The organism is Bradyrhizobium sp. SUTN9-2, from assembly GCF_003122645.1.
Classification (GTDB): Bacteria; Pseudomonadota; Alphaproteobacteria; order Rhizobiales; family Xanthobacteraceae; genus Bradyrhizobium; species Bradyrhizobium yuanmingense.
In genome coordinates, this window is sequence record NZ_LAXE01000001.1 from 6,609,174 (window position 1) to 6,632,939 (window position 23,766).

Genomic DNA, 23,766 nt, shown 5'->3' on the forward strand with positions numbered 1-23,766 from the left:
GCCCTAATAGCCCCGCCTGCGATCGACCAGCCCCGGCAGCTCCTCGCCGCGGCGGTGACGCGCGATGACGTCGAGCACGAAATCGACGGCCGTATCGGGCGTGGTCATGCTGGCGTTGTGCGGCGTCAGCAGGATACGCGGATGGCTCCAGAACGGGTGGCCTACCGGCAGCGGCTCGGGATCGGTGACGTCGAGCACCGCACCTGATAGCGCGCCGCTGTCGAGGGCTGCGAGGAGATCGGCCTCGACGAGATGCGGGCCGCGTCCGACATTGACGAGCCCTGCCCCGCGCGGCAGGCGCGCGAACAGCTCGGCATTGAGAATGCCGCGCGTTTGATCCGTCAGCGGCAGCAGGCAGACGAGAATGTCGGCCTGCGCCAGAAATTCTGGCAAGGCATCGGCCCCCGCGTAACAGGTGACGCCTTCGATCTCGCGCGGCGAACGATTCCACCCAAGAAGCGGAAAGCCGAACGTCTTGAGCCGTTCCAGCACGGCCTGGCCGAGCTGGCCGAGCCCCATCACGCCGACGTGCCGGCGCCTGGCCGGCGTGATCCGGATCTCGCGCCAGACCTGCTGCCTCTGCTGACTGACGAAATCGAGGAGATCACGGTGCAGGGCAAGCACGGCCATGGTGACGTATTCGACCATGGTCTCGGCAATGCCGGGCTCCAGCATGCGGACCAGCGGGATGTGCGCCGGGACTGTCGTGGTGTCGAACTGATCGACGCCCGCGCCCACCGAGAAGACCAGCTCGAGATTGGGAAAGGTCGTCGTGATGTCATCCGGCGGCACCCAGGCCACGAGATAACGCACCGCGGCGGGATCGCCGATGTCGGGCCAGAGCCGGAACGGCACATCAGGCGCGCGCTCCGCGAAGAAGAGCGCCCACTCGGCGCCGCGCACCATATTGGCCTTGTAGAGAACCGTCATGCCGGCCTCAGAACGGGCTGACCGGCGCGAGACGACGGCCGTCGATCATGCGCTTGTGGCTGTAAGCGGCGGGATCGACCAGCGGCGTCGCGCCCGTCACGAGGTCGGCCGCAAGCTTGCCAGCGGCGGGACCGATGCCGAAACCGTGGCCCGAGAAGCCGGTCGCGAGGAAGAAGCCCGGCAGCGCATCGACCGGTGAGATCACCGGTATCGTATCGGGCGTGCAGTCGATGGTGCCGCCCCAGGCTTCGGCGATCTCGATGTCCTTCAATTCCGGATTCGACTTGATCAGCGCCGCCAGCGCCGAGTTGACCAGCGACATGTCGGGCGCCGGATCGCGCACGCGCTCGGCCTCGAACGGCGATGGCTTGTCGAAACTCCAGCTGGTGCCGCGCATGAGCTGATCGAAGAACGACTTGCCGAACGAGAGCTTCAATCCGTTCTTGCGATGCTGATAGGTCGGCCAGAACGTGCGCGCGTAACGGAACAGGTCCGGCGACAGCTCGACCGTGCCGCGGTTGCGCAGCGCCAGCGTGAAGCCGCCGTCGAGGCGGCGGCGGATGCAGTAGAAATCGGTGCCGAGCGCGCCGGAGGTGATCTCCGGTCCCGGCGTGGTCCGGCACGCGGTGGCGTTGACGAGGCCGATCGGCAGCTCGATGCCGTGGCGGCGGCAGAACAGCGATGACCACGCGCCGCCCGCCAGCAGCACGGATTGCGTGCGGATGGTGCCCTTCTCGGTGACGACGGCGCTGACCCTCCCGCCCATCGTCTCCAGCCCGCGCGCGGCGCAGCCCTGGTGGATGGTGACGCCGTGCTTGCGTGCGGCGGTGGCGAGCGCAGGGACGGCCATCGACGGCTCGGCGCGGCCATCGCTCGGCGTGTGCAGGCCGCCGACCCATGTGTCGGCGTTGCCGGGCATGCGCTCGGCGACCTCGGCCGGCGTCAGCACGGTGGAGTGAACCTGCATCTCGCGCGCGACCGCGGCCCAGCGCTCCCAGCTGGCGAGTTCGTCCTTGCTCTTGGTCAGGAACAACACCCCGGTTCGCCGGAAGCCGGCATCGACGCCGGCATCGTTCTGCATGTCCTCCCACAGAAGCAGCGCCTCGCGCGCGAGCGGGATCTCCTCGCGTGCGCGGCCTTGCTGGCGGCACCAGCCCCAATTGCGGCTCGACTGCTCGCCGCCGACATGGCCCTTCTCGACCAGCGCGACGGAGTGCCCCTTCTGCGCCAGATGATAGGCGGCCGAGACGCCGATGACGCCGCCGCCGATGACGACGACATCTACCTGCGCCGGCAGGCGTTCGTCGCTGTTGATGCGGTTGAGCGGCGGGGACATGGGGCACTCCTGGAGTTCAGTTCGAGCTCTTGCGCGTCAGAGGTCTTGCGCGTCACGGGATGTTCATTCGCGGATCGAGCGCATCGCGCAGGCCGTCACCGAGAAAGTTGAAGCTGGTCACCGCGAGCGTGATGGCGACGCCCGGCGCGATCGCGAGCCAGGGCGCGCTGGTGAGATAGATCTGCGCATTGTTGAGCATGTTGCCCCAGCTCGCCGCCGGCGGCTGGATGCCGTAGCCGAGATAGCTGACATAGGATTCGAGCAGGATCGCCTTGGCGACGTTGAGCGTCGCGGCAACCACGATCGGCGCGATCGCGTTGGGCACGAGCTCGCGGAACATGATGCGCAGGTTCGAGGAGCCGAACGCGAGCGCGGCCACCGCGAATTCCCGCTCGCGCAACGAGCGCACCTGGGCTTCGACCACGCGGGCCACCGCCATCCAGGCCGTGGCGGCGATCAATATGGTGGTGGTGACGAGACCGGGCTCGGTCAGCGCTGCGAGGGCCAGCAGCAGGAAGATGGTCGGAAAGCACAGCACGGCGTCGACGAGCCGCATCAACACCGCGCCGACCGCGCCGCCATAGAACCCGGCAAAGGCGCCGACGACAATGCCGACCGCCATCGCGATCACCATCGCGACGATGCCGATCGAGAGCGAGACCCGCCCGCCCATCATCAACCGTGCCAGCACGTCGCGGCCGAGCTCGTCGGTGCCGAGAATATGCGCGCCGGAGAGCGGCGGCGCGAACCGCTTCATGATGTCGATGTAGGTGTCGTCGAACGGCAGCAGGTAGGGGCCGAACGTCGAACCGAGCACGAGCACGAGGATGATCAAGGCGCCCGCGAGCGCCAACCGATGCCGGCGAAAGCGCCGCCACGCGGCCTGGCCGGGCGAGAGCTGAACGGTGGAGAGGGCTGCGGTCGCCATCGCTTCAGCCCACCCGGATGCGCGGATCGACGACGGCATAGAGGATGTCTGCCAGCAGCGAGCCGATCAGCACCATCGTCGCCGAGAACATCAGGATGCCCATCACAACGGGATAGTCGCGGTAACCAATCGAATCCAGGAACAGGCGGCCCATGCCCGGCCAGGTGAACACGGTCTCCGCCACCAGCGCACCGCCCAGCAGCGTCGGAAACTGCAGGCCGGCGACCGTGATCATCGGCAGCAGCGCGTTGCGAAGCGCGTGCACCGTGAGAATGCGCCATTCCGGCATGCCCTTGGCGCGTGCAGTGCGGATGTAGTCCTGGTTGATGACCTCGAGCATCGAGGAGCGCATGAAACGGCCCCACATCGCGGTCTCGACCAGCGCCAGCACCATGGCCGGCGCGATCAGATGATGCAGCAGGTCGAGGAAGGAGCCGTCGCCAATGGTGTGCCGGTTGCCCGCCGGCAACCAGCCGAGCTTGACCGAGAAGACGTAGATGGTGACGAGGCCGAACCAGAAGGTCGGGATCGACAGCGCGATCATGGCACCGACGGTGGCAAGCGTATCGAACAGCGAGTAGCGGCGCAGCGCGCCAAGGATGCCGATCCAGCAGCCGAGCAGCACGGCGATGATGGTCGCCGTCGCCATCAGCTCCAGCGTGGCGCCGAGATGCGAGGAGATCACCGACAGCACCGCCTCGCCGTCGCGATACGACTTGCCCCAATCACCCCGCACCATGCGGCCGAACCAGTCGAGATATTGGACCGGCAGCGGACGATCGAGGCCGAGCTGCCTGGTGACGCGGTCGAGATCCTCCTGCGTCATCTGACTTGAGACGGCAAACTGCGACAGCGGCCCGCCGGGCGCCAGATGCAGGATGGCGAAGCCGATCCCCGAGACGATCACCAGCAGCATGATCGCCTGCGCCAGGCGATTGACGACGTAGCGGGCCATCTCAGGCGATCCGACCAGCCCGAGACATCAGGCCCAATACCATTCGCGGATGTTCCAGCAATTGATGGAGGTGTTGATGTTGGGACGGAAGCCTTGCAGCCCCTCCTTCACCCCCTCCGCAATGAAGCCCTGGAACAGCGGCAGGATCGCAAAATCGTTGCGGATCAGCTTCTGCAGATCGCCGTAGGTGGTCTTGCGCTGGGCGAGTTCGAACTGCTTGGCGCCTTCAGCGAGCAGACGATCCGCCTCCGGGCTTCTGTACTGATAGGTGTTGAAGCCGCGGCCGCCTTTGGCGGGAATGGCGCCGGAGCCGAAGCGCGGCGTCACGTCGGGGTCGCTGCCGAGCATGAAGTTCACCGACACCAGCACCGAGTTGAACTTCGACTGCTGCCAGAACTCGCCCCAGATCACCGCCGCCGGCATGTTGTTGACGCGCATCGCAGCGCCGATCGCACGCCAGTCCTGGATCAGGAGCTGCTGCGTCTGCTCGCGCACCGCATTGCCCGACGTCGTCGAGTTGGTGAATTCGAGCTTGGCGCCGCCCTTCTCGCGAATGCCGCCGGAGCCGCGAACCCAGCCCGCGGCGTCGAGCAGCGCGTTGGCCTTGGCAGGATCGTATTTGTGCTGCGGCAGACCCTGCTGGAACGACCAGGCCTGCTGCGGCACGAAGCTCTCGGTCGGCGTCGGCAGACCGTAATTCAGCGCGTCGATGATCGCCTGCTTGTTGATGGCGAGATAGAGCGCCTCGCGCACGGCACGATCAGTGAAAGGACCAAAATCCAGGTTCGGCGCGATATGCTCTACCGAGGAGGTCGAAGAGACGAAGATCTTGCGGCCCTTCAGCGTCTTTGCCTCCTGCACGAAGTTCGGCAGGATGCCTTGCAGGCCGGTGTAGTCGACCTGACCGGTGCGGAACTGGGTGTAGAGAACGGTCAGGTCCGGAATGTATTTGAAAACGACGCGTTCGACGTAAGGTCCTTTGCCATGATAACCGGTATGGGCATTCAGCTGGATGTGGTCGCCCGGCACGCGCTCGGCCCAGCGGAACGGCCCGGTACCGATGGGTGCGTTGTGGAACGGCGAGGAATTAGGATCGGACACCTTCTCGAGGATGTGCTTGGGCACGATGAAGGTGAGCGAGAGAATTGACATATATGGCGAATAGGGAGCCTCCATTCGCCAGTGGATCTCGTCGGGCGCGACGACCTTGATGTCCTTGACGAGGCTGTGGCCGACGCGGTTGCGGACGCGGAAATCGGGATTGTTGATCAGCTCGAGCGAGAACTTGACATCCTCGGCCGTGAACGGCGTGCCGTCGTGCCATTTCACGTCGCTGCGCAGCTTGATCTTCCACGTCAGGCCGTCGGCCGAGAGGCCGCCATTCTCGATGGTCGGGACTTCGCGGGCGAGGTCGGGAACGAATTTCCCGTCGGGCTCGATGTACCAGAGCGGCGAGAACACCTGCCACCAGATGCCCTGATCGACCTCGATGCCCGGCATCAAGGGATGAAAGACGGTCGGCTCCTGCGACAGCGCCGCGATCACCTGGCCGCGCGGCTTGTCCGGCGGATTGGTGGGACGTTCGGTCTGCGCGGAAGCGTTCCCTGAAAGCGTCCAGCCTGCGGCCGCGCCCGCGCCGAGCTGGAAGAATTGACGGCGATTCGGAATGCCGAGATGTCCTGCCCCAACGCCGAACTTGCCGGTGTCGTCCGCCATGACCCACTCTCCGTTTCCGCACGCGGCACCGTCTCCCGCGCCCCCGAGACCCCGGCAAAGGGACAGGAGTGGGCTTTAGTGCTTCTAAATTTTTCTCCCAAAAGTTCATCACGACTAAATACAGCTGTCAATCGCATTGCTAGAATGCGCCAGCTTTTCACTCTGACTGAAGGCGCGGGGCTCGATCCCCGACGCTGAGATGATGCATGGGAGAGCGACATGGATGGTCGCGGCGACACGAACAGTCTGAAGGACGCTCCGACGACCGAGGCCGAAGATGCGGTCGACCAGCGCCTGGGTGAAACAGTGCGGCTGCTGCGTCAGCGCGCCGGCCTCTCGATCCAGGACGTCGCCAACAAGACCGGCCTGTCGACCGGCATGATCAGCCAGCTCGAACGTGCGCGCGCGATGCCGTCGATCCGCACGCTGCGCCTGCTCAGCATCGCGCTCGACGTTCCCATCTCCTATTTCTTCGAGAGCAGCGATCCTGCCGAAGCGCCGCGCTACACCGTGCGCAAGAACGCCAGGCGGCTGCTGCGGCTCACCGCCAGCGGCGTCGTCAAGGAAGCGCTGACGCCGGAAGGCAAAGGCCAGCTCGAGCTCTACGAGCTCACGCTCAACCCCGGCGCCTCCTCCGGCACCGACTTCCTGCAGCACACCGGCGAGAAGGCGGGCTACATTCTCTCGGGCAGCCTGCGGCTGTGGCTCGACAACCAGGCCCATGTGCTGGAAGCCGGCGACAGCTTTCGTTTTCCGAGCATCGTGCCGCACATGTTCGACAACCCGACCCAGCAGGTGGCGCGCGTGATCTGGGTGACGACGCTGCGCCAGACCGACTCGCCGGCGGGTTGAGTCCGGCATCAAGGTCTGGCGAGACGGATCTAGCTCATCCTTCGCCGCAGCGTGGCTGACGGCGTCTCGCCGAATTTCTCGCGGTAGGCGCCGGCCATGCGGCCGAGATGGGTGAAGCCGAGATCGAAGGCCATCTCGGTGATGGAAACATCGGGTGCGGCTTGCGCGAGGCGCGCATTGAGGCCGGCGAGGCGCATGTCGAGCAGCATCTGCGAGATCGACACGCCGAAGTGACGGCGGAAGCCGAGCTGCAGCGCGCGGATGCCGATGCCGGAGGCGCAGGCGAGCTGCGCGAGGTCGAGCGGCTCGCCGGCATGGTCGGCAAGGTGGTCGCGCGCGGCGCGAAGGGCACGCGGCAAACGCTCGGCCTGTCCTGAGAAAGTTTCAATCGCATCCGACAGGCCATGCCGCTGCCGGTTGAGCAGATGATCGAGCAGCGCTTCGCGCCAATCGGCCATTGCGGCCGGCGACAGCCGGCCTGATGGTCCGAGACGCTCGGCGAGTGTCATCAGCTCGGCGAGCCTCGTCTGCAGGGCCCGCCCGGACGGCGCATCCAGCTCGATCACCGGATCGAACTCGACCACCCCGGTCGCCCTGCCCGACAAGGCCGCGGCGCGCTGCTCGACCATGCGGCGATCGAGCAGCAGGATCGCCTGCGCACAATCGCTCCACATCATCCGGGTCGGAATTGTCGGCGACAGCAGCGACGCGATCCGGTCCGGGGCCGCATCGAGCTCACGACGACCGGCACGAATGCGGGCGCTGCCAGCAAGCGGGACCTGCACCAGGAAGAAGCGCTCGAGGCAGCCCGGATCGATGCTGACCGCTCCGCCATAGGCGACGTAGTTGATGGAGAAACCCTCGAACGCCGCGCAATTGTGCCGGGCCGAGAAGCCGGCCGCGCGCGCCTGTGTCGGCTTGAGATCATGCGGGCAGAAGATGCGCCCGATCTGCTCGGCCGCCTCGTCGACGTCATCAGTGGTGACGCGGGCGAAGGCCGCAAGCCGTTCGGCTGCAGAGGCTGTTGCGCTCATTTCCAGCTCGGCTGCGGACATCGTCGACCATGCTTCGCGCCCGGAATTCCTTTAAGCCTATAATAGTTCCGCGGGGGCGAAAAGGGCCGGAGCTCGCAAATTCGTCGTGCTGCATGGCAATAGGTTCATCCGGATTCGTTTAACGGATAGACAGGCGGTCCGTCCTCGGACGATGCTCCGTCCCCGCCGGAATCCATGAGGAGCAAGCCATGACTGCACTCGAAAAAGGCATCACCGCGAACGGGAAAGGCTACGGCGGCAAGAGCTGGAACATCCTTGGCCAGGTCTATTTCCCCAAGGCCGTCACCGACTCCACTTTCGCGTTCGAGACCAACAGCGATCCCGGCCAGTTCGTGCCGGTGCATATCCATCCGACCCAGGACGAGTTCATCCTGGTGCAGGAAGGCACGCTCGATCTCAAGCTCGACGGTCAATGGGTCAAGGCCAATGCCGGCGACCTCGTGCGCATGCCACGCGGCATCCCGCACGGCTATTTCAACAAGTCCGACAAGCCGTGCCGCGCGCTGTTCTGGGTCTCACCGATGCAGAAGCTGGAGGCGCTGTTCAACCAGCTGCACAATCTGACCGACCCGGCCGAGGTCGTGCGCATCTCGGCGCTGCATGAGGTCGACTTCCTGCCGCCCGAGGCCAACGACTAGCCGTCGCCGCTTCCTCCGCTTGCATCTGCTTGCAGCCCCGGCCGGCCGCGCCTTGTGGCCGAACGCGGCCGCTTGCGCGCCAAACACATCGAGCAAACCCATGGTCAGCCCAAAACATGTCTGCGTGATCGGCGCCGGCGTCTCCGGCCTTGCCGCCGCGAAAGCATTCTCCACCCGAGGCCACCGCGTCACGATCGTCGAGCGCAGCTCAGATCTCGGCGGCGTCTGGGAGCCGGCGCGCTCCTACCCCGAGGTGCAGACCCAGAGCCCGAAGGAGCTCTACCGCTACACCGACCGCGCCATGCCGGATGCCTATCCGGAATGGCCGACCGGGCCGCAGGTCCACGCCTACCTCGCCGATTATGCCAAGAGTTTTGGCCTCGAGCGCATGCTGCGGCTCAACACCGAAGTCGCCGGCATGGCGCGCCGTGCCGACGGCAGGCCGGGATGGACGCTCGCCTTGAAGGACAAGAACGGCACGACCACGAGCGAGGATTTCGATTTCGTCGCGGTCTGCACCGGGCAGTTCAACGAGCCGCGCGAGCTGCATTGCCCCGGCGAGGACGGCTTTCTGGCGCAGGGCGGCCAGATCCTGCACTCGTCGACATATGGCGATCCGACACTGGCGAAGGGACGCCGCGTCGTCGTCCTCGGCGGCTCGAAGTCCGCGACTGACATCGCCGTGAATGCGGTGAAGTCAGGCGCGCGCAAGGTCACCATCGTGATGCGTGAGCCGGTCTGGCGCATTCCCTATTTCATCGGCGGTCTCGTGAACTTCAAGCGCATCCTCTACATCCGCGCGCAGGAGGAGATGTTTCCGGGCTGGGGCATCAGCGCGATGGGGCGGCTCGCGCACCGCCTCGCCGCGCCGCTGGTCTGGGCCAATTGGCGCGGGCTGGAGAGCCTGTTGAAGGCGCAGCTCAAGCTCGGCCGCTGCAACATGGTGCCGAAGGAGCGCATCGAGGACGGCGTCAACTGCTCGGTGCCCATCGCAACGCCGGGCTTCTACCCGATGGTCGCCGACGGCCGCATCAAGGCCGTGTTCGGCACGTTCGACCATTATGAGGGCGACAGCATCGTGATGAGTGGTGGCGAGCGCGTGGGCGCCGACGTCGCCGTGCTCGCGATCGGCTACAAGCTCGGCGTGCCGTTCCTGCCCGAGGCCTACCGGCAGAAACTGGTCGATGCCGACGGGCAGTACCGGCTCTATCGCCTGATCGCCAATCCGGATCTGCCCGAGCTCGGCTTCGTCGGCTTCAACTCCTCGTTCTGCACCGTGCTCTGCGCCGACCTCGCGGCGAACTGGCTGGTGCGTTATGCCGACGGCCAGCTCGCGAACCAGCCGACGGCACAGGCGATGCGCGACAACATCGAGATGATGCTGCACTTCAAGCGCGTCGAGCGGCCGGCCGCGGGCGTCTATGGCGGCCTCTGCGTCGCCCCTTATCACTACCGCCATTTCGACGAGCTGATGGCCGATATCGGCGCGAAAAACCAGAAGCGCGGCGGACTCGCGGGCCGCTTCCAGCCGCCGGATGCGGATGCTTACGCCAAGTTCCTGGCGACGGCGCCGGACTACCGGGCGGCGTGAAAGGAGAATTGCGGCGGCTCGCCTCCGACGTCTACGATCTCGCTGGCCATCGAATCGACGGGAACCAGCCATAGGATCGGCCATGGGATCGAGACGACTTGCCGCCGCGGCCCTTGCGGCTGTTGCCATCTTCGGCGCGGTGCCCACCGTTGCGCAGAAGGCGGCGCCGACGCCACAGCAATCGGAGGCGCTCGCGGCTTACGAGCGCGCGCTCGGCGACTTCAAATCCATCCTCACTGAGCGGCGGCGCCAGATCGAGGCGAAGGAGCCGCTGCCGAACCTGCCGGGACAGGCGCTCTATCTCGCGCGCGTCGCTGTGATCAGCAGCTACAAGGACCTCACCGACGTCATGCCGTCGCGGATCGGCCGGCCCAACAAGTTCGAGATTCCTCCGGTCTATTTCGACGCCGAGATCGAGCCGCTGGTCGACGAATACGGCAGGCTCTTCGACCTCATGGAGGCGCCGCCTGCCAGCGCGCAGAGCTCGCCGACGCCGTTCAAGGACGTCGTCGATCTCGCCGTTGCGATCGCGCGCGCCAAGGGCCTCGCGCCCGAACATGCCGAAGTTGCGGGGCGGATCAGCCTCGGGCTGTTCTTTGCGGAGACCAACGGCAAGCAGAACGTCCGCAACGCACGCTCGAACACCTATATGGGCAGCTTCCAGACCGGCCCCTCCGAAGACCGCAACGGCCGGCGGAAATGGGAGAAGATCAAGGGCGACGTAGCTGCGATCGACCCGGGCTTAAGCGCGCGAGACGACAAGGAGGAGGCGCGTGCCCGCGGCACCGATCAGCGCTTCAACCACTGGACCAACGTCCGCAACGGGTTGATGAACGCGCACTCCGATCTGTTCCGCGAGATTCCGGGTATCGTCAAGACGCTGCCTGATACGATCGACCAGATGAAGCTTTTCCAGCTGATCCAGATCGTTCCAACCCCGACGCGGTCCGCGCTCAAATCGGGCGATCTCCTGAATTACCGGGTGTCAAGCCCCAGAATCATGGGATACCTGCGCAACAACAGCATCTTTGCCTTCGGACGGGCCGACCGGGCGAAAACCTCGGCAAGCTATCGCGAAATCTTCGCCGCGATGTGGCTGTTCAACCGGAAGTTCGAGAAAGCGATGGCGAAATACGCCGAGATCAGGACACGCTGAGAAAGCGGGTTGCAACTGCCAGCGCAGGTTGTAGTCTCGCGGTGGCATCGACCCCACGGACCATTTCATGCGCATTCTCGTTCTCGGCGGCAGCCAGTTTCTCGGCCGGGCGATCGCAAGCCATGCCTCCGCTGGCGGGCATGACGTGACCTGCGCGGCCCGCGGCCTTGCGGGGCCGATTGCCGCCGGCGCCCGCTTCCTGCGGATCGACCGCGACGTGGCCGACGGACTTGCGCCGCTCGCGGGTGAGACATTCGACGCCGTGGTCGATGTCTCGCGTCATCCCGGCCAGGTCCGTCGCGCAGTCGCCGCGCTGAAGCGGCCGGGCGTGCATTGGACCTTCGTCTCGACGATCAGCGTTTATGCGGACAACCGCATCCCGGGGCAACGCGCCGACACGGCGCCGCTGCGCGAGCCTGTTGCGGGAGAGATCGAGCACAGCACCGAGGCGATCTACGGCGCAGCCAAGGTCGCCTGCGAACAGGCGGTCGGCGATGACGCCTTCATCTGCCGCGCCGGACTGATCGCAGGCCCCGAGGACCCGACCGGACGGTTCGCCTATTGGCCGGCGCGGCTTGCGCGCGGCGGCGAGGTGCTGGCGCCGGGATCGCCGGAGGATGCGGTCCAGTTCATCGACGTGCGCGATCTCGCGCAATGGATCGTGCATGCGGCAGAGAGCGGTCTCGTCGGCATCTATGACGGGATTGGGCCGATCCGCACGCGCGGCGGATTCCTGAGCGAATGCGCTTCCGCGCTGAACGCGTCCTGCACCTTCACCTGGATCGATCGCGCCTTTCTGGAAGCGCATGACGTCAGGCGTTGGGCGGGCCCGCGGTCCTTACCGATGTGGCTGCCATTGCCGGACTACGCCGGCTTCCTGACGCGCGATACCTCGCCGGCACGCGCGGCCGGATTGACCTCGCGACCGCCGGGAGACACCGCGCGCGATACGCTTGATTGGCTCAACGCCGTCAACGGGCCCGTCGTCGGTCTCACTGCCGAAGACGAGAAGGATGTGCTCGCGGCGTGGCATGCGCGCCAGCTCTAGGTGCGGACGGGCCAATCGTTCGCCGGTGAAGAAGCGCCTTGTCGTGACAAATCTGTCAAAAGCCACACTGCCGTTTTCGGTGCAAGACCCGTGACCGCCATGGCTATGGTGTTCCACGACTGCCCGTTTGTTGGTAGCCTGCCGCACCGACAGACAGCAATCGGGGACCACCGAATGACGCGCGCCAATCCCGCATCTCCCGCACGACGCAATGGAGCAGCGAGCAAACATATCGGTCGGGCACTCGCTGCAACCGCGGCATTGGCTGCGCTCGCCGGCTGCGAGGACAAGAACACGTTCGTGGCGCCGCCGCCGCCCAAGGTCGACGTCGCGACGCCGGTGCAGCGTCCGGTGACGCGCTACATCGAGGCCACCGGCAACACGGCGCCGATCAAGAGCGTCGATCTCGTCGCGCGCGTGCAGGGCTTTCTGCAAACGATCGACTATCAGGACGGCACGTTCGTCAAGCAGGGCACCCAGCTGTTCACGATCGAGCCTGAGACCTACAAGCTCAAGCTCGAGCAGGCTCAAGCGGCCGAGGTCGGCGCGCAGGCCTCGCTCCGGCAGGCGGAGGCCGACTACAAGCGACAGGCCGAGCTGGTGCAGCGCCAGGCCGTCTCGCAAGCCACGCTCGATAATTCCACCTCCGCGCGCGACAACGCCCAGGCCAATCTGCAGCAGGCCCAAGCCAACACCAAGCTCGCCGAAGTCAATTACGGCTACACCAAGGTCACGGCACCGTTCGACGGCATCGTCAGCGCGCACATGGTCTCGATCGGCGAGCTCGTCGGCGTCTCCTCGCCGACCCAGCTCGCCACCATCGTGGCGATGGACCCGATCTATGTGAACTTCACCGTCAACGAGCAGGACGTGCTGCGCATCCGCGCCGAGGCGACCCGTCGCGGACTGACGCCCGCGGACATGAAGCACTTCCCGATTCAAGTGGGGCTGCAGACCGATACCGGCTACCCTCATGAGGGCAAGCTCGACTACGTCTCGCCGACCCTCAACCAGTCGACCGGCACGCTGGCCGTGCGCGGCCTCGTTCCCAACGACAAGCGGGTGCTGCTGCCTGGCTATTTCGTCCGGGTCCGCGTGCCCTTCGATCAGGAGAAGAGCGCCCTGCTCGTTCCCGACACCGCGCTCGGCAGCGACCAGGGCGGCCGCTATCTCCTCGTCGTCAACAGCGACAACGTCGTCGAGCAGCGCAAGGTACAGATCGGCCCGGTCGACAACGGCCTGCGCGTGATCGAGAGCGGCCTGAAGCCAGAGGATCGCGTCGTGACCGCGGGGCTCTTGCGCGTCATCCCGGGCCAGAAGATCGACCCGCAGGTGACGAAGATCGAGCAGACGCAGGCCTCGAGCAAGTAGGGGCTGCCAGCCATGATCTCAAAGTTCTTCATCGAGCGGCCGGTCCTCTCGAACGTCATCGCGCTGTTGATGATCCTGATCGGCGGCGTCGCGCTGTTCAATCTCGCCATCGCGCAATATCCCGACGTGGTGCCACCGACCGTGCAGGTCACCACGCGCTATCCCGGCGCCAGCGCCAAGACCGTGATCGATACCGTGGCGCTGCCGATCGAGCAGCAGGTCAACGGCGTCGAGGACATGCTGTACATGCAATCCTACAGCGGCTCCGACGGCACCTACACGCTGACCGTGACCTTCAAGATCGGCACCGACCTCAACTTCGCGCAGGTGCTGGTGCAGAACCGCGTCTCCAGCGCATTGTCGCAATTGCCGCAAGCCGTGCAGAACCAGGGAGTCACCGTGCAGAAGCGGTCGACCTCGATCCTGTTGTTCGTGACGCTCACCTCGCCGGATGCGAGGTACGACAGCCTCTACTTGAGCAACTACGCCACCATCAACATCCGCGACGAGCTCTCGCGCCTGCCCGGCGTCGGCAACGTCACCGTATTCGGCGCCGGGCAATACTCGATGCGGATCTGGCTCGATCCCAACAAGCTGCAGGTGCGTGGCCTGGTGCCGCAGGACGTGATCCAGGCAATCCAGCAGCAGAGCCAGCAGGTCGCCGCCGGTCAGGTCAGCGCGCCGCCGACGCCGCCGGGACAAGCGTTCCAGTACACGCTGAACGTCAACGGACGGCTCGACGATTCCGGCCAGTTCGAGAACATCATCGTCAAGACGGGCACGAGCGGCGACGTCACGCGGGTGCGCGACGTCGGCTGGGTCGAACTCGGCGCGCAGACCTACAGCCAGATCTTCTCGCTCAACAAGCAGCCCGCGGTCGGCATCGGCGTGTTCCAGTCGCCGGGCGCCAACGCGCTGCAGGTTGAGCAGGCCGTCGAGAAGAAGATGGCGGAGCTCGCCAAGCGCTTCCCCGAAGGCATCAAGTACGACACGCCGTTCGACACCACCAAGTTCGTCGAGGCCTCGGTGCACGAGGTCTATATGACCCTGATCGAGGCCGGCCTGCTGGTGCTGGTCGTGATCCTCATCTTCCTGCAGGACTGGCGCGCGATGCTGGTGCCGGCGACGACCGTGCCTGTCACCATCATCGGCGCCTTCGCCGCGATGGCGGCACTCGGCTTCACCATCAACATGTCGACGCTGTTTGCGATCGTGCTCGCGATCGGCATCGTGGTCGACGACGCCATCGTCGTGGTCGAGGGCGCCGCCCACAACATCGAACAGGGCATGAACGGCCACGACGCCGCGATCCGCGCGATGGACCAGCTGTTCGCGCCGATCGTCGGCATCACGCTGGTGCTGATCTCGGTGTTCCTGCCCGCTTCGTTCCTCGCCGGACTGACCGGGCGCATCTACTCGCAATTCGCGCTGGTGATCGCCGCGACCGCCCTGCTCTCCGCCATCAACGCCGCGACCTTGAAGCCGACGCAATGCGCGCTGTGGCTGCGGCCGGCGGTGCCGCCGGAGCAGCGCAATTTCTTCTATCGAGGCTTCAATGCGGTCTACAACCGCGTCGAGCGCGGCTACACGCGGCTGATCACGTTCCTCGTGAAGCACGCCGCCATCTCGGTCGCGTTCGCACTGCTGATCATCGCCGCCAGCGGCTACGGCCTGTCGCGGGTGCCGACCGGCTTCCTGCCGATCGAGGACCAGGGCTATCTGATCGCCGCGGTGCAGCTGCCCGACGGCGCCGCGCTGGAGCGGACGCAGGCCGTGCTCGACAAAGCGAGCGGGCTGATCAAGGACACGCCCGGCGTGGCGCAGGTCATCACTATCGCCGGCATCTCCGCGCTCGACAACAGCGCCAGCCTCGCCAATGCCGGTGTCGCCTACATCATCCTGAAGGATTGGGACGCGCGTAAAGGGCCCGGTGAGGATCTGCGCTCGCTGGTCTTTGGCCTGAACGACAAGCTCGCTGATATCATGGAGGCGCGCACCATCGTGTTGCCGCCGCCGCCGATCCAGGGCATCGGCAACGCCGCCGGCTTCTCGATGCAGGTCGAGCTGCGCGACGGCAACAGCGATTTCGCCAAGCTGCAGGCCATCACCGGCGCGATGGTCACCAACGCTCAAAGCCAGAGCGCGCTGCAGCGCGTGCAGTCCTCGTTCCGCTCCTCGGTGCCGCAATTCAACGTCGAGATCGACCGCGTCAAGACTCAGACGCTTCATGTCACCACGGATCAGGTGTTCTCGGCGCTGTCGACCTATCTCGGCTCTTCCTATGTCAACCAGTTCAACAAGTTCGGCCGCGTGTTCCAGGTCTATACGCAAGCCGATCCCGCCTTCCGCGTCACCGAGCGCGACATCGCCAACATGCAGGTGCGCAACTCGAATGGCGACATGATCCCGATCGGCACCGTCGCAAAGATCACGCCGGCCACCGGCCCGTCGCTGATCAGCCTCTACAATCTCTATCCGTCCTCGACCGTGATCGGCCTGCCGGCGCAGGGCTATTCGTCGGGCCAATCGCTGAAGCTGATGGAGGAAATCGCGGACAAGACGTTGCCGCCCGGCACCGGCTATGAATGGACCGCGATGTCGTATCAGGAGAAGGCGGTCTCGAACCAGATCTACTGGGTGTTCGGCCTCGCCATGCTGCTGGTCTATCTCGTGCTCGCCGGCCAGTACGAGAGCTGGTACGCGCCGATCTCGGTGATTCTCGCCGTGCCGCTGTCGCTGCTCGGGCCGATGCTGATCCTCTCCGCCCTCAAGATCGACAACAACCTCTATTGCCAGATCGGCCTGATCCTCCTGATCGCGCTGTCGGCCAAGAACGCCATCCTGATCGTCGAGGTGGGGCTCGAGCTGCACGGCCGCGACGGCAAGCCGATCATCGAATCCGCGATCGAGGCCGCGCGCGCCCGCTTCCGGCCGATCCTGATGACCTCGTTCGCCTTCATCCTCGGCGTCGTCCCGCTGGTGCTCGCCACCGGCGCCGGCGCCAGCGCGCGCAAGTCGATCGGCATCACGGTATTCTCGGGCATGCTGGCCTCGACCTGCCTTGCGGTGCTGTTCGTGCCGGCCTTCTTCGTCGTGGTGCAGTGTTTCGAGAACTGGCGGTCGTCGAAGAAGAAGCCGCAGGCGGTGGCGGAGGTGAAGCCCTAACCCTGCTCCGCCGGCGCCTGCCGCGCCTCGCCGCTCGAGACCAGGAGCACCGAGACCTTCGACTGTCGCAGCACTGCATCGGCGACGCCGCCGAAGGAGAGATGGTCGGCCTGGATCCGGTCAACGCCCATGACGACGAGGTCGACGTCGGTGGTGTCGATCTCGCGCAGAATCGCCGCCTCCGGCGCGCGGTTCACGCGCAGGGTCGTGGTGATGTCGACGTCGTAGCGGGCGGCGAGATCGCTGGTGTCCTTGAGGATGCCTGTCTCCTGGCTCAACCCGCGCGAGCTACCGCGCTGCGCACCCTTGTCGCGCGTCGTCGCTACATAGACCACCCGAAGCGAACCTGAGCCGGCCTGCGCCAGCGCCACGGCGACCTCGGCACCGCGCTTGGAGACGGCGCTGCCGGACACGGGAACGAGGATGTTGAGCGCCTCGGGCATCGGCTGTTTCAGGTGCTTGCCCTTGGCGGCCACGATCGCAAGCGGTCCTTCGAACTTCGCGGCAATACCCTCGACCTTGCGATCGAAACGGTCCTTGGTGGCGGCGACCTTGGCGATGCCGACGACCAGGAGATCGAAGCCCTTGCGCGCCTCGTCGGCAATGGTCTCGCCAAGCTCCGCGCGCCTGGTGCGGCTGATGACATCGACGCTGCCGGCATCGTTGTCGCTGTTGGCGGAGACGGTTTCGGCCGCCTTCTTCACCACGGCTTCGTGGCTCACTTCCTCGCCGCGCCCCTTCTCTTGTTCCTCGGCGCGCTTGCCGATATGCAGCACCGTGATCGGCAGGCCGCGCATGCCGGCGATCAGTCCGGCGACATGCGCGGCGAAGGTGGCGTTGACGCTCTCGTCCACGGCGAGCAAGGGACGTTCGAGATTGGCGACGAAGCCGCGCCTCTCGAACTCCTCGCGCTCCAACCGCTCCTTCTCCTCCGCGCTCATCGGCAGCCTGGCCAGCGCCGCGCGCAGCATCGGCGGCATCGCCATCGTGGTCACGATCGCCATCGTCACGATCATCGTGAACAGGTTCTGGCTGAGCACGCCGATCGACAGGCCAATGGTCGCGATGATGACCTCGGTCGAGCCGCGCGCGTTCATGCCGCTGGCGAGGGCCAGCGACTCCCTCCCGTTCAACCCGCCCACGGTGCCGCCGACGAACGCGCCACCGAACTTGCCGACGCTGGCGATCACGACGAGCAGGCCGGTGAGCATCAGGAGGTTGGGATCGCGCAGCACCGTGAGATCGGCGCTGAGCCCGGCGAGACCGAAGAACACCGGCATGAAGAAGCTTGAGATCAGCCCGCGCAGGCGCTCGTCGATCTGCCGCGTCAGGATCGGCGATTCCCCGACCAGGATGCCGGCGACGAAGGCACCTAATACGGTGTGGACGCCGATCAGATGCGTGATCATCGCCATGACGCTCATCAGCAGCAGGATCACGGAGATGACCGCGGCCGCGCTGACGAGATTGTCGTTAGCCCAGCGGATCAGCTGGAACACCAGGCGGCGGCCGATGGTGAAGCTGACCGCGAGGAAGGCGAGCGTTCCCAGCACCGACTTGGTCACGGAAGCGATGTCGAGCGAGCCTTGCGAAGCGAGGCTGAAAATGACGGCGATGATGATCCAGCCGATGGTGTCGTCGATCACGGCGGTCGCGACGATGATCTGCCCGACGTTGCGGCGCATGAAGTTCATCTCACGCACGACGACCGCGACGATCTTCACCGAGGAGATCGACAGCGCCGTGCCCATGAACAGCGACGCCACCAGGCGCTCCTGCGGATTGGGCAGCAGCGCATCCGGCAGGAACTCGCCGAGTGCGAAGCCGCAGGCGAACGGCACGACGATGCCAGCGATCGAGATCGCGATCGCGGCCCTGCCCACCTTCCGGACCAGCTTGAGGTCGGTTTCCATGCCGGTCAGCAGCAAAAGCAGCAGGATGCCGAACTGGGCGATGCCGGCGATCATCGCCTTCTGCTCGGGCGTGTTGGGAAAGATCGCGGCTTGCGCCTCGGGCCAAATCCAGCCGAGCAATGACGGCCCCAGGATGATGCCGGCGAGCAGCTCGCCGATCACCGAGGGTTGGCCGATGCGCATCATGATCTCGCCGAGGCCGCGACCCACCGCGATCAGCAGGACGATCTGCGCCACCAGCAGGAATTCGGACGGGCCGGCCGATTTGCCCGCTTCGGCGCCGGCCGCAATGGTGGTGAGGATGAGCGCCGCGGGGACGAGGCCGACCGGCCGGAGCAAGGTCCACAGCATGCAGGCGTCATTTCCCCTTTACCCGGCCCCGCTGTCGGGGCCACGGGGATAGAACCCGCGGGAGGCGGCGGGAGTTCCTGCCGCGCACGACGGGACGGAGGGGGCAAAAACGCCAAACGCGAAAACAACCCCATGCACAGTAGGGATGCCGTTGAAAACTTTCAAAAAGTTCGGCTTTGCCGAAACGGCTTGCTCCGTCGGGCAAAACACTGGCAGAATGGCATCGTGGGTGGCATGGCGAGGGTGCCTCCTCATTCTCCGTCATTCCGAGCGCAGCGACTTGTCCGCCGAAGCCTTGGCGAAGGCGGAAGCAATCCAGAATTTTTCCGCGGCGGCAATTTGGATTGCTTCGTCGCAAGGGCTCCTCGCAATGACGGTGGAGAGAGTCTCCCTCACACCACCTGCGGCGTGCGGATCTCGCGCGGCAGGATCAGCGCGGCGGCGATGGCGAGCAGGCAGAGGGCGGCGAAGGCGTGCAGCATGGTGACGAATCCGCCCCGCTCATAGAGCCAGGCGACCAGACCGACGGAGGCGCCGGCCGCGGTGAAACCGACGAAATAGCGCACGGCATAGGCGCGCGAACGCCACTCTTCCGTGGTGTATTTGCCGACCATGGCGTCGTTGACCGTCACCTGCCCGAACGCACCCATGACGATGCCGATCGAAACGACGATCAGCGGCAGGTTGGACAGGCTCGCGGCCAGATACAGGAATGGCGCCAGCATGAAGGAAAGTGGCAGCGCCACCGTCTTCAGGGAGTAGCGGTCGAGCAGCCGGCCGATCGTGTACTGCGTCATCGCGCCGAACACGTAGACGCCGGCGGCGATGACACCTAACAGAGCCGGGCTCTTGGTCAGGTCCGCAAGGCGCTCGGCGAACAGCTTTGGCAGCGCCACGGTGACGGCGTTGAAGGTCGTGGAGATCGCGATCACCACGATCAGCAGCGCCAGGATCACGCGCCACATGTCCTGCCTGGCCACCCGCGCCTGCGCCGCCGCTTGCTTCGAGCCCTTGCGGTCCTCATGCACGACGCTCAGCGAGAAGGCGATGCCGATCAGGACCGTAACCGCGCCAGGAACGATGAACGCAAAACGCCAGCCGAGATATTGGCCGATCACGCCGGTGACCAGGGCCGACGACGCCACGCCGAGATTGCCCCAGACGCCATTGATGCCCATCTCGCGGCCGAGCCGGTCGGCGTAGGACACGATCATGGCGGTGCCGACGGGATGATAGATCGACGCAAAGATGCCGATCGCAAGCAGCGCCGCGCCGAGCTGCACGGGGGTCTGCACGAAGCCGACCGCGATCATCGAAAGGCCGATGCCGACGAAGAAGATCAGCATCATGTGGCGGCGGCTCCAGCGATCGCCCAGCCAGCCGGTGAGCAGCGAGCCGGCGCCGAAGGCAACGAAGCCCGGCGTCGCGTAGGGCAAGAGTTCCGAATAGGCCATGCCGAGCGCCGGGCCCATGATGATGACAGCGGCGGCGAAGATCAGCATCGAATAATGGTCGATGAAATGACCTGCGTTGACGAAACCGATGACCCGACTGGGGCTGTTCATTCCCGAATCCTCTCCTGCTCCGAAATGAGTTATATGTCCTCCCCATGACGGGATGCTGCCAATGACTGTCTTGGAAACGCCAATCCTGCGGGAGGTCCGGAGCAACCACCGCTCGCCCGCGGGCGTGCACCTGGTCGCCCGCGACTATCCCAAGGGGATGCGGATCGATCTGCACATGCACCGCGAGGCGCAGCTGATCTATGCGGCAAAGGGCACGATGCAGGTGACGACGCCCGCCGGACGCTGGCTGGTGCCGCCGGACCGCGCGGTCTGGGTGCCGGCCGGGCTCGAGCATGCCATCGACCTGCTCGCCGACATCGAGATGCGCACGCTGTATTTCGACCTGTCCTGGCTGAAGCGCGAGCAGCGCTATGACGGCCTGACCAGGGAATTCGTGGTGCGGGTGTCGCCGCTGCTCAATCAGGCGATTCTCGCGCTGTTCGACGGGCGCAACACCGAAGAGCGCACCGAGCTCCTGGTGCGCCTGGTGATGCTGGAATTGCACCAGGCCGAGGATTCCGCGACCTTCGTGCCGCTGCCGCGCGAAGCGCGCTGCCGCCGCGCGGCGATGATCGTGCTCGACGATCCCACCGGCCTGCACGACATCGACACGCTGGCGCGCGCGGTCGGAACCTCCGCGCGTACGCTGTCGCGGCTGTTTTCGAGCGAGACGCAGCTGAGCTTCAAGAGCTGGTGCCAGCGCGCGAGGATTGCGGCGGCGATCGAGCGGATATCGACGGATGCGAGCGTGTCGGTGAAGCAGCTCGCGACCCAGCTCGGCTATGCCAGCGTGCCGGCGTTCTCGGCCGCATTCCGCCAGGTGACGGGTCGGACGCCGACGGAGTTTGCAGCACACGCGGTGTCGTCGCCCGGCTTGACCGGGCGACCCAGTACGCCGAGACGGCTCGGCTAGAATCGAGAAGCTGCGGCGTACTGGATGCCCCGGTCAAGCCGGGGCATGACAGCGCGTTGGAATGAGCACTGCCCGGCATATCATCGACCCGTTCCGGCATGCCCTCATTCTCCAAACGCACGGCGGAGCGAAAGATGCCGCATTCGCCTGCTTGATTGTGATCGGCTTGCACCCAAATCCCGTGTAAGCTTGCCGCATCGCACAGACCTGATACGAAAGCCCCGATGGCCAACGCCTTCTTCTCCGACCTGCTTGCCACCATCTCCGAGCGCGGCCGCACGTTGCTTCGCCGGGGGGACGCCGCCGATACCAAGCATGATGCCGACGGACTGCTCGAGCTCTGCGATGCGCTGCTGTCGGGCCGGGGCGAAGCCTCGGGCACGGCGATGGCGCGCGAGGTGCTCGACATCTACCGGGAGCTGGACGCTGCGGGACGCCGCGCCTTCTTCGAGGGATTGGTGCGCGATTTCGGTCCCGACCGGGAGCGCCTGTCCAAGGCGATCGAGACATGGCGGGCCGCGCCCAGCGACGAGGACGCAAGCTCGCTGCACTTCGCTTCCGAGCCGCGCCGGCAGGAGCTGATCCGGCGGCTCAACCGCGCGCCCGGCGGTACCGGCGATCTCGTCAACATGCGCGCCGATCTGCTCGGCATGATGAACGGGCACACCGATCTCGCCGCGCTCGACCGCGACGTCTCGCATCTTCTTTCTTCGTGGTTCAATAGGGGGTTTCTCGTGCTGCGCAGGATCGACTGGTCGACGCCGGCCAACATCCTCGAAAAGATCATCCGTTATGAGGCCGTGCACGAGATCTCGGACTGGGATGATCTGCGCCGCCGCATCGATCCGGTCGACCGGCGCTGCTACGCCTTCTTCCATCCTGCGATGGTGGACGAGCCCTTGATCTTCGTCGAGGTGGCGCTGACCGAGACGATCCCCGGCGCGATCCAGCCCCTGCTCGCAGTCGACCGCCAGCACCTGCCGATCGAGCGCGCGCGCACCGCCGTGTTCTATTCGATCTCCAACACCCAGCGCGGCCTGGGCGGCATCTCCTTCGGCAGCTTCCTGATCAAGCAGGTGGTGGAAGAGCTGCGCCGCGAGTTGCCGAAGCTCGACACCTTCGTCACGCTGTCGCCGGTGCCGGGCTTCATGGCCTGGGTTAAGCAGGACAAGGATCTGCCGCTGTCGGACGAGGACCGCGAGGTGCTGAGGCGCCTCGACGATCCCAGATGGTTCGAGAGCCCGGAGACGGCGGCGCTGCTCCGCGCCGTGCTGGAGCCGCTCGCGGCGCACTATTTCCTCAAGGCGCGCACGCCGAAAGGCAAGCTGATCGATTCCGTCGCCCGCTTCCATCTCGGCAACGGCGCGCGGCTGGAGCGCATCAACTGGCTGGGCGACCTCTCGCCCAAGGGAATGCGCGAGTCCGCCGGCGTCATGGTCAACTACCTCTACCGCCTCGACGACATCGAGAAGAACCACGAGGCCTATGCCAATGACGGCGAGGTCGTGGCGTCGAGCGCGGTGAAGAAGCTGCTGAAGGGCGAAGGGCGAAGGCTCCTGGATATGCGGCTGTCGTAGGGGGCGGACGCTTACCACATCGTCATTGCGAGCACAGCGAAGCAATGCCGCCGTGGAAAGATTCTGGATTGCTTCGCTGCGCTCGCAATGACGGAGTGTGGGGCGACAGCTGGCGAAACCCAACGACCGCCCACCGCAGGCTCGGACAACCACGGATGACTTCCGCTCCCTCCCCGTCGTTGCGAGGAGCCCTTGCGACGAAGCAATCCAGACTGCCTCCGGGGAGAGATCCTGGATTGCTTCGCTACGCTCGCAATGACGGAGGACGTGGCAGCGGCTCGCCGAGTAGCCGCAGATCTCCTGCCGGTCAGATCAGCGTCTCGTACAAATCGTCCCAATTCGGATTGAGGCTCTCAATGAGCGCAAGCTTCTTCGCCCGGCTGCCACCTTTGATCTGCTTCTCGCGCACAATCGCGTCGGACATGGTCGCGTTCAGCTCGTACCAGACGAGGAGCTTGCAGCCGTACTTCGATGAAAAACCCTTTACCAGTCCTTCGCGATGCTCGAACGCGCGGCGCGGCGGATTGGAGGTGACGCCCGTGTAGATCGTTCCGTTGCGGCGATTGGCGAACATGTACACGCAGGGTTGCTTCATAATCGTACTCGGCTGAGGACAGCTTCTACAATAGCACAACCAGGAGATGACTACGAGGCTTTCGCCAGCGTCATTGCGAGGAGCCGTTGCGACGAAAGCAATCCAGACTGC

Annotated in this window: 18 protein-coding genes; 9 read left to right on the forward strand and 9 right to left on the reverse strand. The window is 65.5% G+C overall.

All coding sequences use genetic code 11. The annotated features are described in order from the left end of the window. Positions 1 to 3: 3 nt before the first annotated feature. The 5 genes from XF30_RS30655 to XF30_RS30675 are packed head-to-tail and all read right to left on the reverse strand — an operon-like array spanning position 4 to position 5,865. Positions 4 to 930: a 2-hydroxyacid dehydrogenase gene (locus XF30_RS30655; protein ID WP_109144733.1), complete on the reverse strand. Its 927-nt coding sequence runs from the start codon at positions 928 to 930 to the stop codon at positions 4 to 6. Between the two features lie 7 nt (positions 931 to 937). Further along, positions 938 to 2,266 carry an NAD(P)/FAD-dependent oxidoreductase gene (locus XF30_RS30660; protein ID WP_109144734.1) on the reverse strand — a complete coding sequence of 443 codons (1,329 nt, stop codon included), beginning with the start codon at positions 2,264 to 2,266 and terminating at the stop codon, positions 938 to 940. Positions 2,267 to 2,318: 52 nt separating this feature from the next. After that, a complete protein-coding gene (locus XF30_RS30665) occupies positions 2,319 to 3,194 on the reverse strand; it encodes an ABC transporter permease (protein WP_109144735.1) in 876 nt (291 codons plus the stop codon). Between the two features lie 4 nt (positions 3,195 to 3,198). After that, positions 3,199 to 4,149, reverse strand: a complete 951-nt coding sequence (locus tag XF30_RS30670; RefSeq protein ID WP_036028549.1) for an ABC transporter permease — start codon at positions 4,147 to 4,149, stop codon at positions 3,199 to 3,201. 27 nt (positions 4,150 to 4,176) lie between these two features. Beyond that, positions 4,177 to 5,865 (reverse strand): peptide ABC transporter substrate-binding protein, encoded by a 1,689-nt coding sequence (locus XF30_RS30675; protein WP_057026065.1) that lies wholly within the window; start codon positions 5,863 to 5,865, stop codon positions 4,177 to 4,179. A gap of 219 nt (positions 5,866 to 6,084) precedes the next feature. Between XF30_RS30675 and XF30_RS30680 the strand changes: the two genes are divergently transcribed. Beyond that, positions 6,085 to 6,717, forward strand: a complete 633-nt coding sequence (locus XF30_RS30680; RefSeq protein ID WP_057026064.1) for a cupin domain-containing protein — start codon at positions 6,085 to 6,087, stop codon at positions 6,715 to 6,717. Between the two features lie 29 nt (positions 6,718 to 6,746). Here the strand turns inward: XF30_RS30680 and XF30_RS30685 are convergent, their stop codons facing one another. Beyond that, positions 6,747 to 7,772 (reverse strand): AraC family transcriptional regulator, encoded by a 1,026-nt coding sequence (locus XF30_RS30685; RefSeq protein WP_109144736.1) that lies wholly within the window; start codon positions 7,770 to 7,772, stop codon positions 6,747 to 6,749. A 188-nt stretch (positions 7,773 to 7,960) separates the two neighbouring features. Between XF30_RS30685 and XF30_RS30690 the strand changes: the two genes are divergently transcribed. The 6 genes from XF30_RS30690 to XF30_RS30715 all read left to right on the forward strand — a co-directional run bounded on the left by XF30_RS30690 (position 7,961) and on the right by XF30_RS30715 (position 16,741). Next, on the forward strand, positions 7,961 to 8,410 hold the full coding sequence (locus XF30_RS30690) for a cupin domain-containing protein (RefSeq protein ID WP_036027225.1): 450 nt from the start codon (positions 7,961 to 7,963) through the stop codon (positions 8,408 to 8,410). A 100-nt stretch (positions 8,411 to 8,510) separates the two neighbouring features. Next, complete coding sequence (locus XF30_RS30695; RefSeq protein ID WP_109144737.1) at positions 8,511 to 10,001, forward strand: flavin-containing monooxygenase; 1,491 nt, start codon at positions 8,511 to 8,513, stop codon at positions 9,999 to 10,001. A gap of 82 nt (positions 10,002 to 10,083) precedes the next feature. Then, positions 10,084 to 11,157 carry a hypothetical protein gene (locus tag XF30_RS30700; RefSeq protein ID WP_109144738.1) on the forward strand — a complete coding sequence of 358 codons (1,074 nt, stop codon included), beginning with the start codon at positions 10,084 to 10,086 and terminating at the stop codon, positions 11,155 to 11,157. 67 nt (positions 11,158 to 11,224) lie between these two features. Next, positions 11,225 to 12,205: an NAD-dependent epimerase/dehydratase family protein gene (locus XF30_RS30705; RefSeq protein WP_109144739.1), complete on the forward strand. Its 981-nt coding sequence runs from the start codon at positions 11,225 to 11,227 to the stop codon at positions 12,203 to 12,205. A gap of 174 nt (positions 12,206 to 12,379) precedes the next feature. Beyond that, a complete protein-coding gene (locus XF30_RS30710) occupies positions 12,380 to 13,576 on the forward strand; it encodes an efflux RND transporter periplasmic adaptor subunit (protein ID WP_192893296.1) in 1,197 nt (398 codons plus the stop codon). A gap of 12 nt (positions 13,577 to 13,588) precedes the next feature. Next, positions 13,589 to 16,741: an efflux RND transporter permease subunit gene (locus XF30_RS30715; protein ID WP_109144740.1), complete on the forward strand. Its 3,153-nt coding sequence runs from the start codon at positions 13,589 to 13,591 to the stop codon at positions 16,739 to 16,741. On the opposite strand, the gene XF30_RS30720 is transcribed toward XF30_RS30715, so the two are convergent. Beyond that, positions 16,738 to 19,005, reverse strand: coding sequence for a cation:proton antiporter domain-containing protein (locus XF30_RS30720; RefSeq protein WP_109144741.1), 2,268 nt, complete (start codon positions 19,003 to 19,005; stop codon positions 16,738 to 16,740). The genes XF30_RS30715 and XF30_RS30720 overlap by 4 nt on opposite strands. Before the next feature lie 392 nt (positions 19,006 to 19,397). After that, positions 19,398 to 20,570 (reverse strand): MFS transporter, encoded by a 1,173-nt coding sequence (locus XF30_RS30725; RefSeq protein ID WP_109144742.1) that lies wholly within the window; start codon positions 20,568 to 20,570, stop codon positions 19,398 to 19,400. A 61-nt stretch (positions 20,571 to 20,631) separates the two neighbouring features. Between XF30_RS30725 and XF30_RS30730 the strand changes: the two genes are divergently transcribed. After that, the gene (locus tag XF30_RS30730) at positions 20,632 to 21,483 is read left to right on the forward strand and encodes an AraC family transcriptional regulator (protein ID WP_036027245.1); all 852 of its coding nucleotides are present in this window, start codon (positions 20,632 to 20,634) and stop codon (positions 21,481 to 21,483) included. A gap of 224 nt (positions 21,484 to 21,707) precedes the next feature. Continuing rightward, positions 21,708 to 23,060 carry a malonyl-CoA decarboxylase gene (locus XF30_RS30735; RefSeq protein ID WP_109144743.1) on the forward strand — a complete coding sequence of 451 codons (1,353 nt, stop codon included), beginning with the start codon at positions 21,708 to 21,710 and terminating at the stop codon, positions 23,058 to 23,060. Between the two features lie 307 nt (positions 23,061 to 23,367). Here the strand turns inward: XF30_RS30735 and XF30_RS30740 are convergent, their stop codons facing one another. Beyond that, on the reverse strand, positions 23,368 to 23,655 hold the full coding sequence (locus tag XF30_RS30740) for a GIY-YIG nuclease family protein (RefSeq protein ID WP_036007372.1): 288 nt from the start codon (positions 23,653 to 23,655) through the stop codon (positions 23,368 to 23,370). Positions 23,656 to 23,766 lie beyond the last annotated feature (111 nt).

Excerpts from the sequence above, each read along its gene's own strand:
- XF30_RS30685 (WP_109144736.1), bottom strand. The coding sequence starts at position 7,772 with ATGTCCGCAGCCGAGCTGGAAATGAGCGCAACAGCCTCTGCAGCCGAA.
- XF30_RS30705 (WP_109144739.1), top strand. The coding sequence starts at position 11,225 with ATGCGCATTCTCGTTCTCGGCGGCAGCCAGTTTCTCGGCCGGGCGATC.
- XF30_RS30680 (WP_057026064.1), top strand. The coding sequence starts at position 6,085 with ATGGATGGTCGCGGCGACACGAACAGTCTGAAGGACGCTCCGACGACC.
- XF30_RS30720 (WP_109144741.1), bottom strand. The coding sequence starts at position 19,005 with ATGCTGTGGACCTTGCTCCGGCCGGTCGGCCTCGTCCCCGCGGCGCTC.
- XF30_RS30670 (WP_036028549.1), bottom strand. The coding sequence starts at position 4,149 with ATGGCCCGCTACGTCGTCAATCGCCTGGCGCAGGCGATCATGCTGCTG.
- XF30_RS30660 (WP_109144734.1), bottom strand. The coding sequence starts at position 2,266 with ATGTCCCCGCCGCTCAACCGCATCAACAGCGACGAACGCCTGCCGGCG.
- XF30_RS30730 (WP_036027245.1), top strand. The coding sequence starts at position 20,632 with ATGACTGTCTTGGAAACGCCAATCCTGCGGGAGGTCCGGAGCAACCAC.
- XF30_RS30690 (WP_036027225.1), top strand. The coding sequence starts at position 7,961 with ATGACTGCACTCGAAAAAGGCATCACCGCGAACGGGAAAGGCTACGGC.
- XF30_RS30710 (WP_192893296.1), top strand. The coding sequence starts at position 12,380 with ATGACGCGCGCCAATCCCGCATCTCCCGCACGACGCAATGGAGCAGCG.
- XF30_RS30735 (WP_109144743.1), top strand. The coding sequence starts at position 21,708 with ATGGCCAACGCCTTCTTCTCCGACCTGCTTGCCACCATCTCCGAGCGC.
- XF30_RS30740 (WP_036007372.1), bottom strand. The coding sequence starts at position 23,655 with ATGAAGCAACCCTGCGTGTACATGTTCGCCAATCGCCGCAACGGAACG.
- XF30_RS30725 (WP_109144742.1), bottom strand. The coding sequence starts at position 20,570 with ATGAACAGCCCCAGTCGGGTCATCGGTTTCGTCAACGCAGGTCATTTC.
- XF30_RS30675 (WP_057026065.1), bottom strand. The coding sequence starts at position 5,865 with ATGGCGGACGACACCGGCAAGTTCGGCGTTGGGGCAGGACATCTCGGC.
- XF30_RS30700 (WP_109144738.1), top strand. The coding sequence starts at position 10,084 with ATGGGATCGAGACGACTTGCCGCCGCGGCCCTTGCGGCTGTTGCCATC.
- XF30_RS30695 (WP_109144737.1), top strand. The coding sequence starts at position 8,511 with ATGGTCAGCCCAAAACATGTCTGCGTGATCGGCGCCGGCGTCTCCGGC.
- XF30_RS30715 (WP_109144740.1), top strand. The coding sequence starts at position 13,589 with ATGATCTCAAAGTTCTTCATCGAGCGGCCGGTCCTCTCGAACGTCATC.
- XF30_RS30665 (WP_109144735.1), bottom strand. The coding sequence starts at position 3,194 with ATGGCGACCGCAGCCCTCTCCACCGTTCAGCTCTCGCCCGGCCAGGCC.
- XF30_RS30655 (WP_109144733.1), bottom strand. The coding sequence starts at position 930 with ATGACGGTTCTCTACAAGGCCAATATGGTGCGCGGCGCCGAGTGGGCG.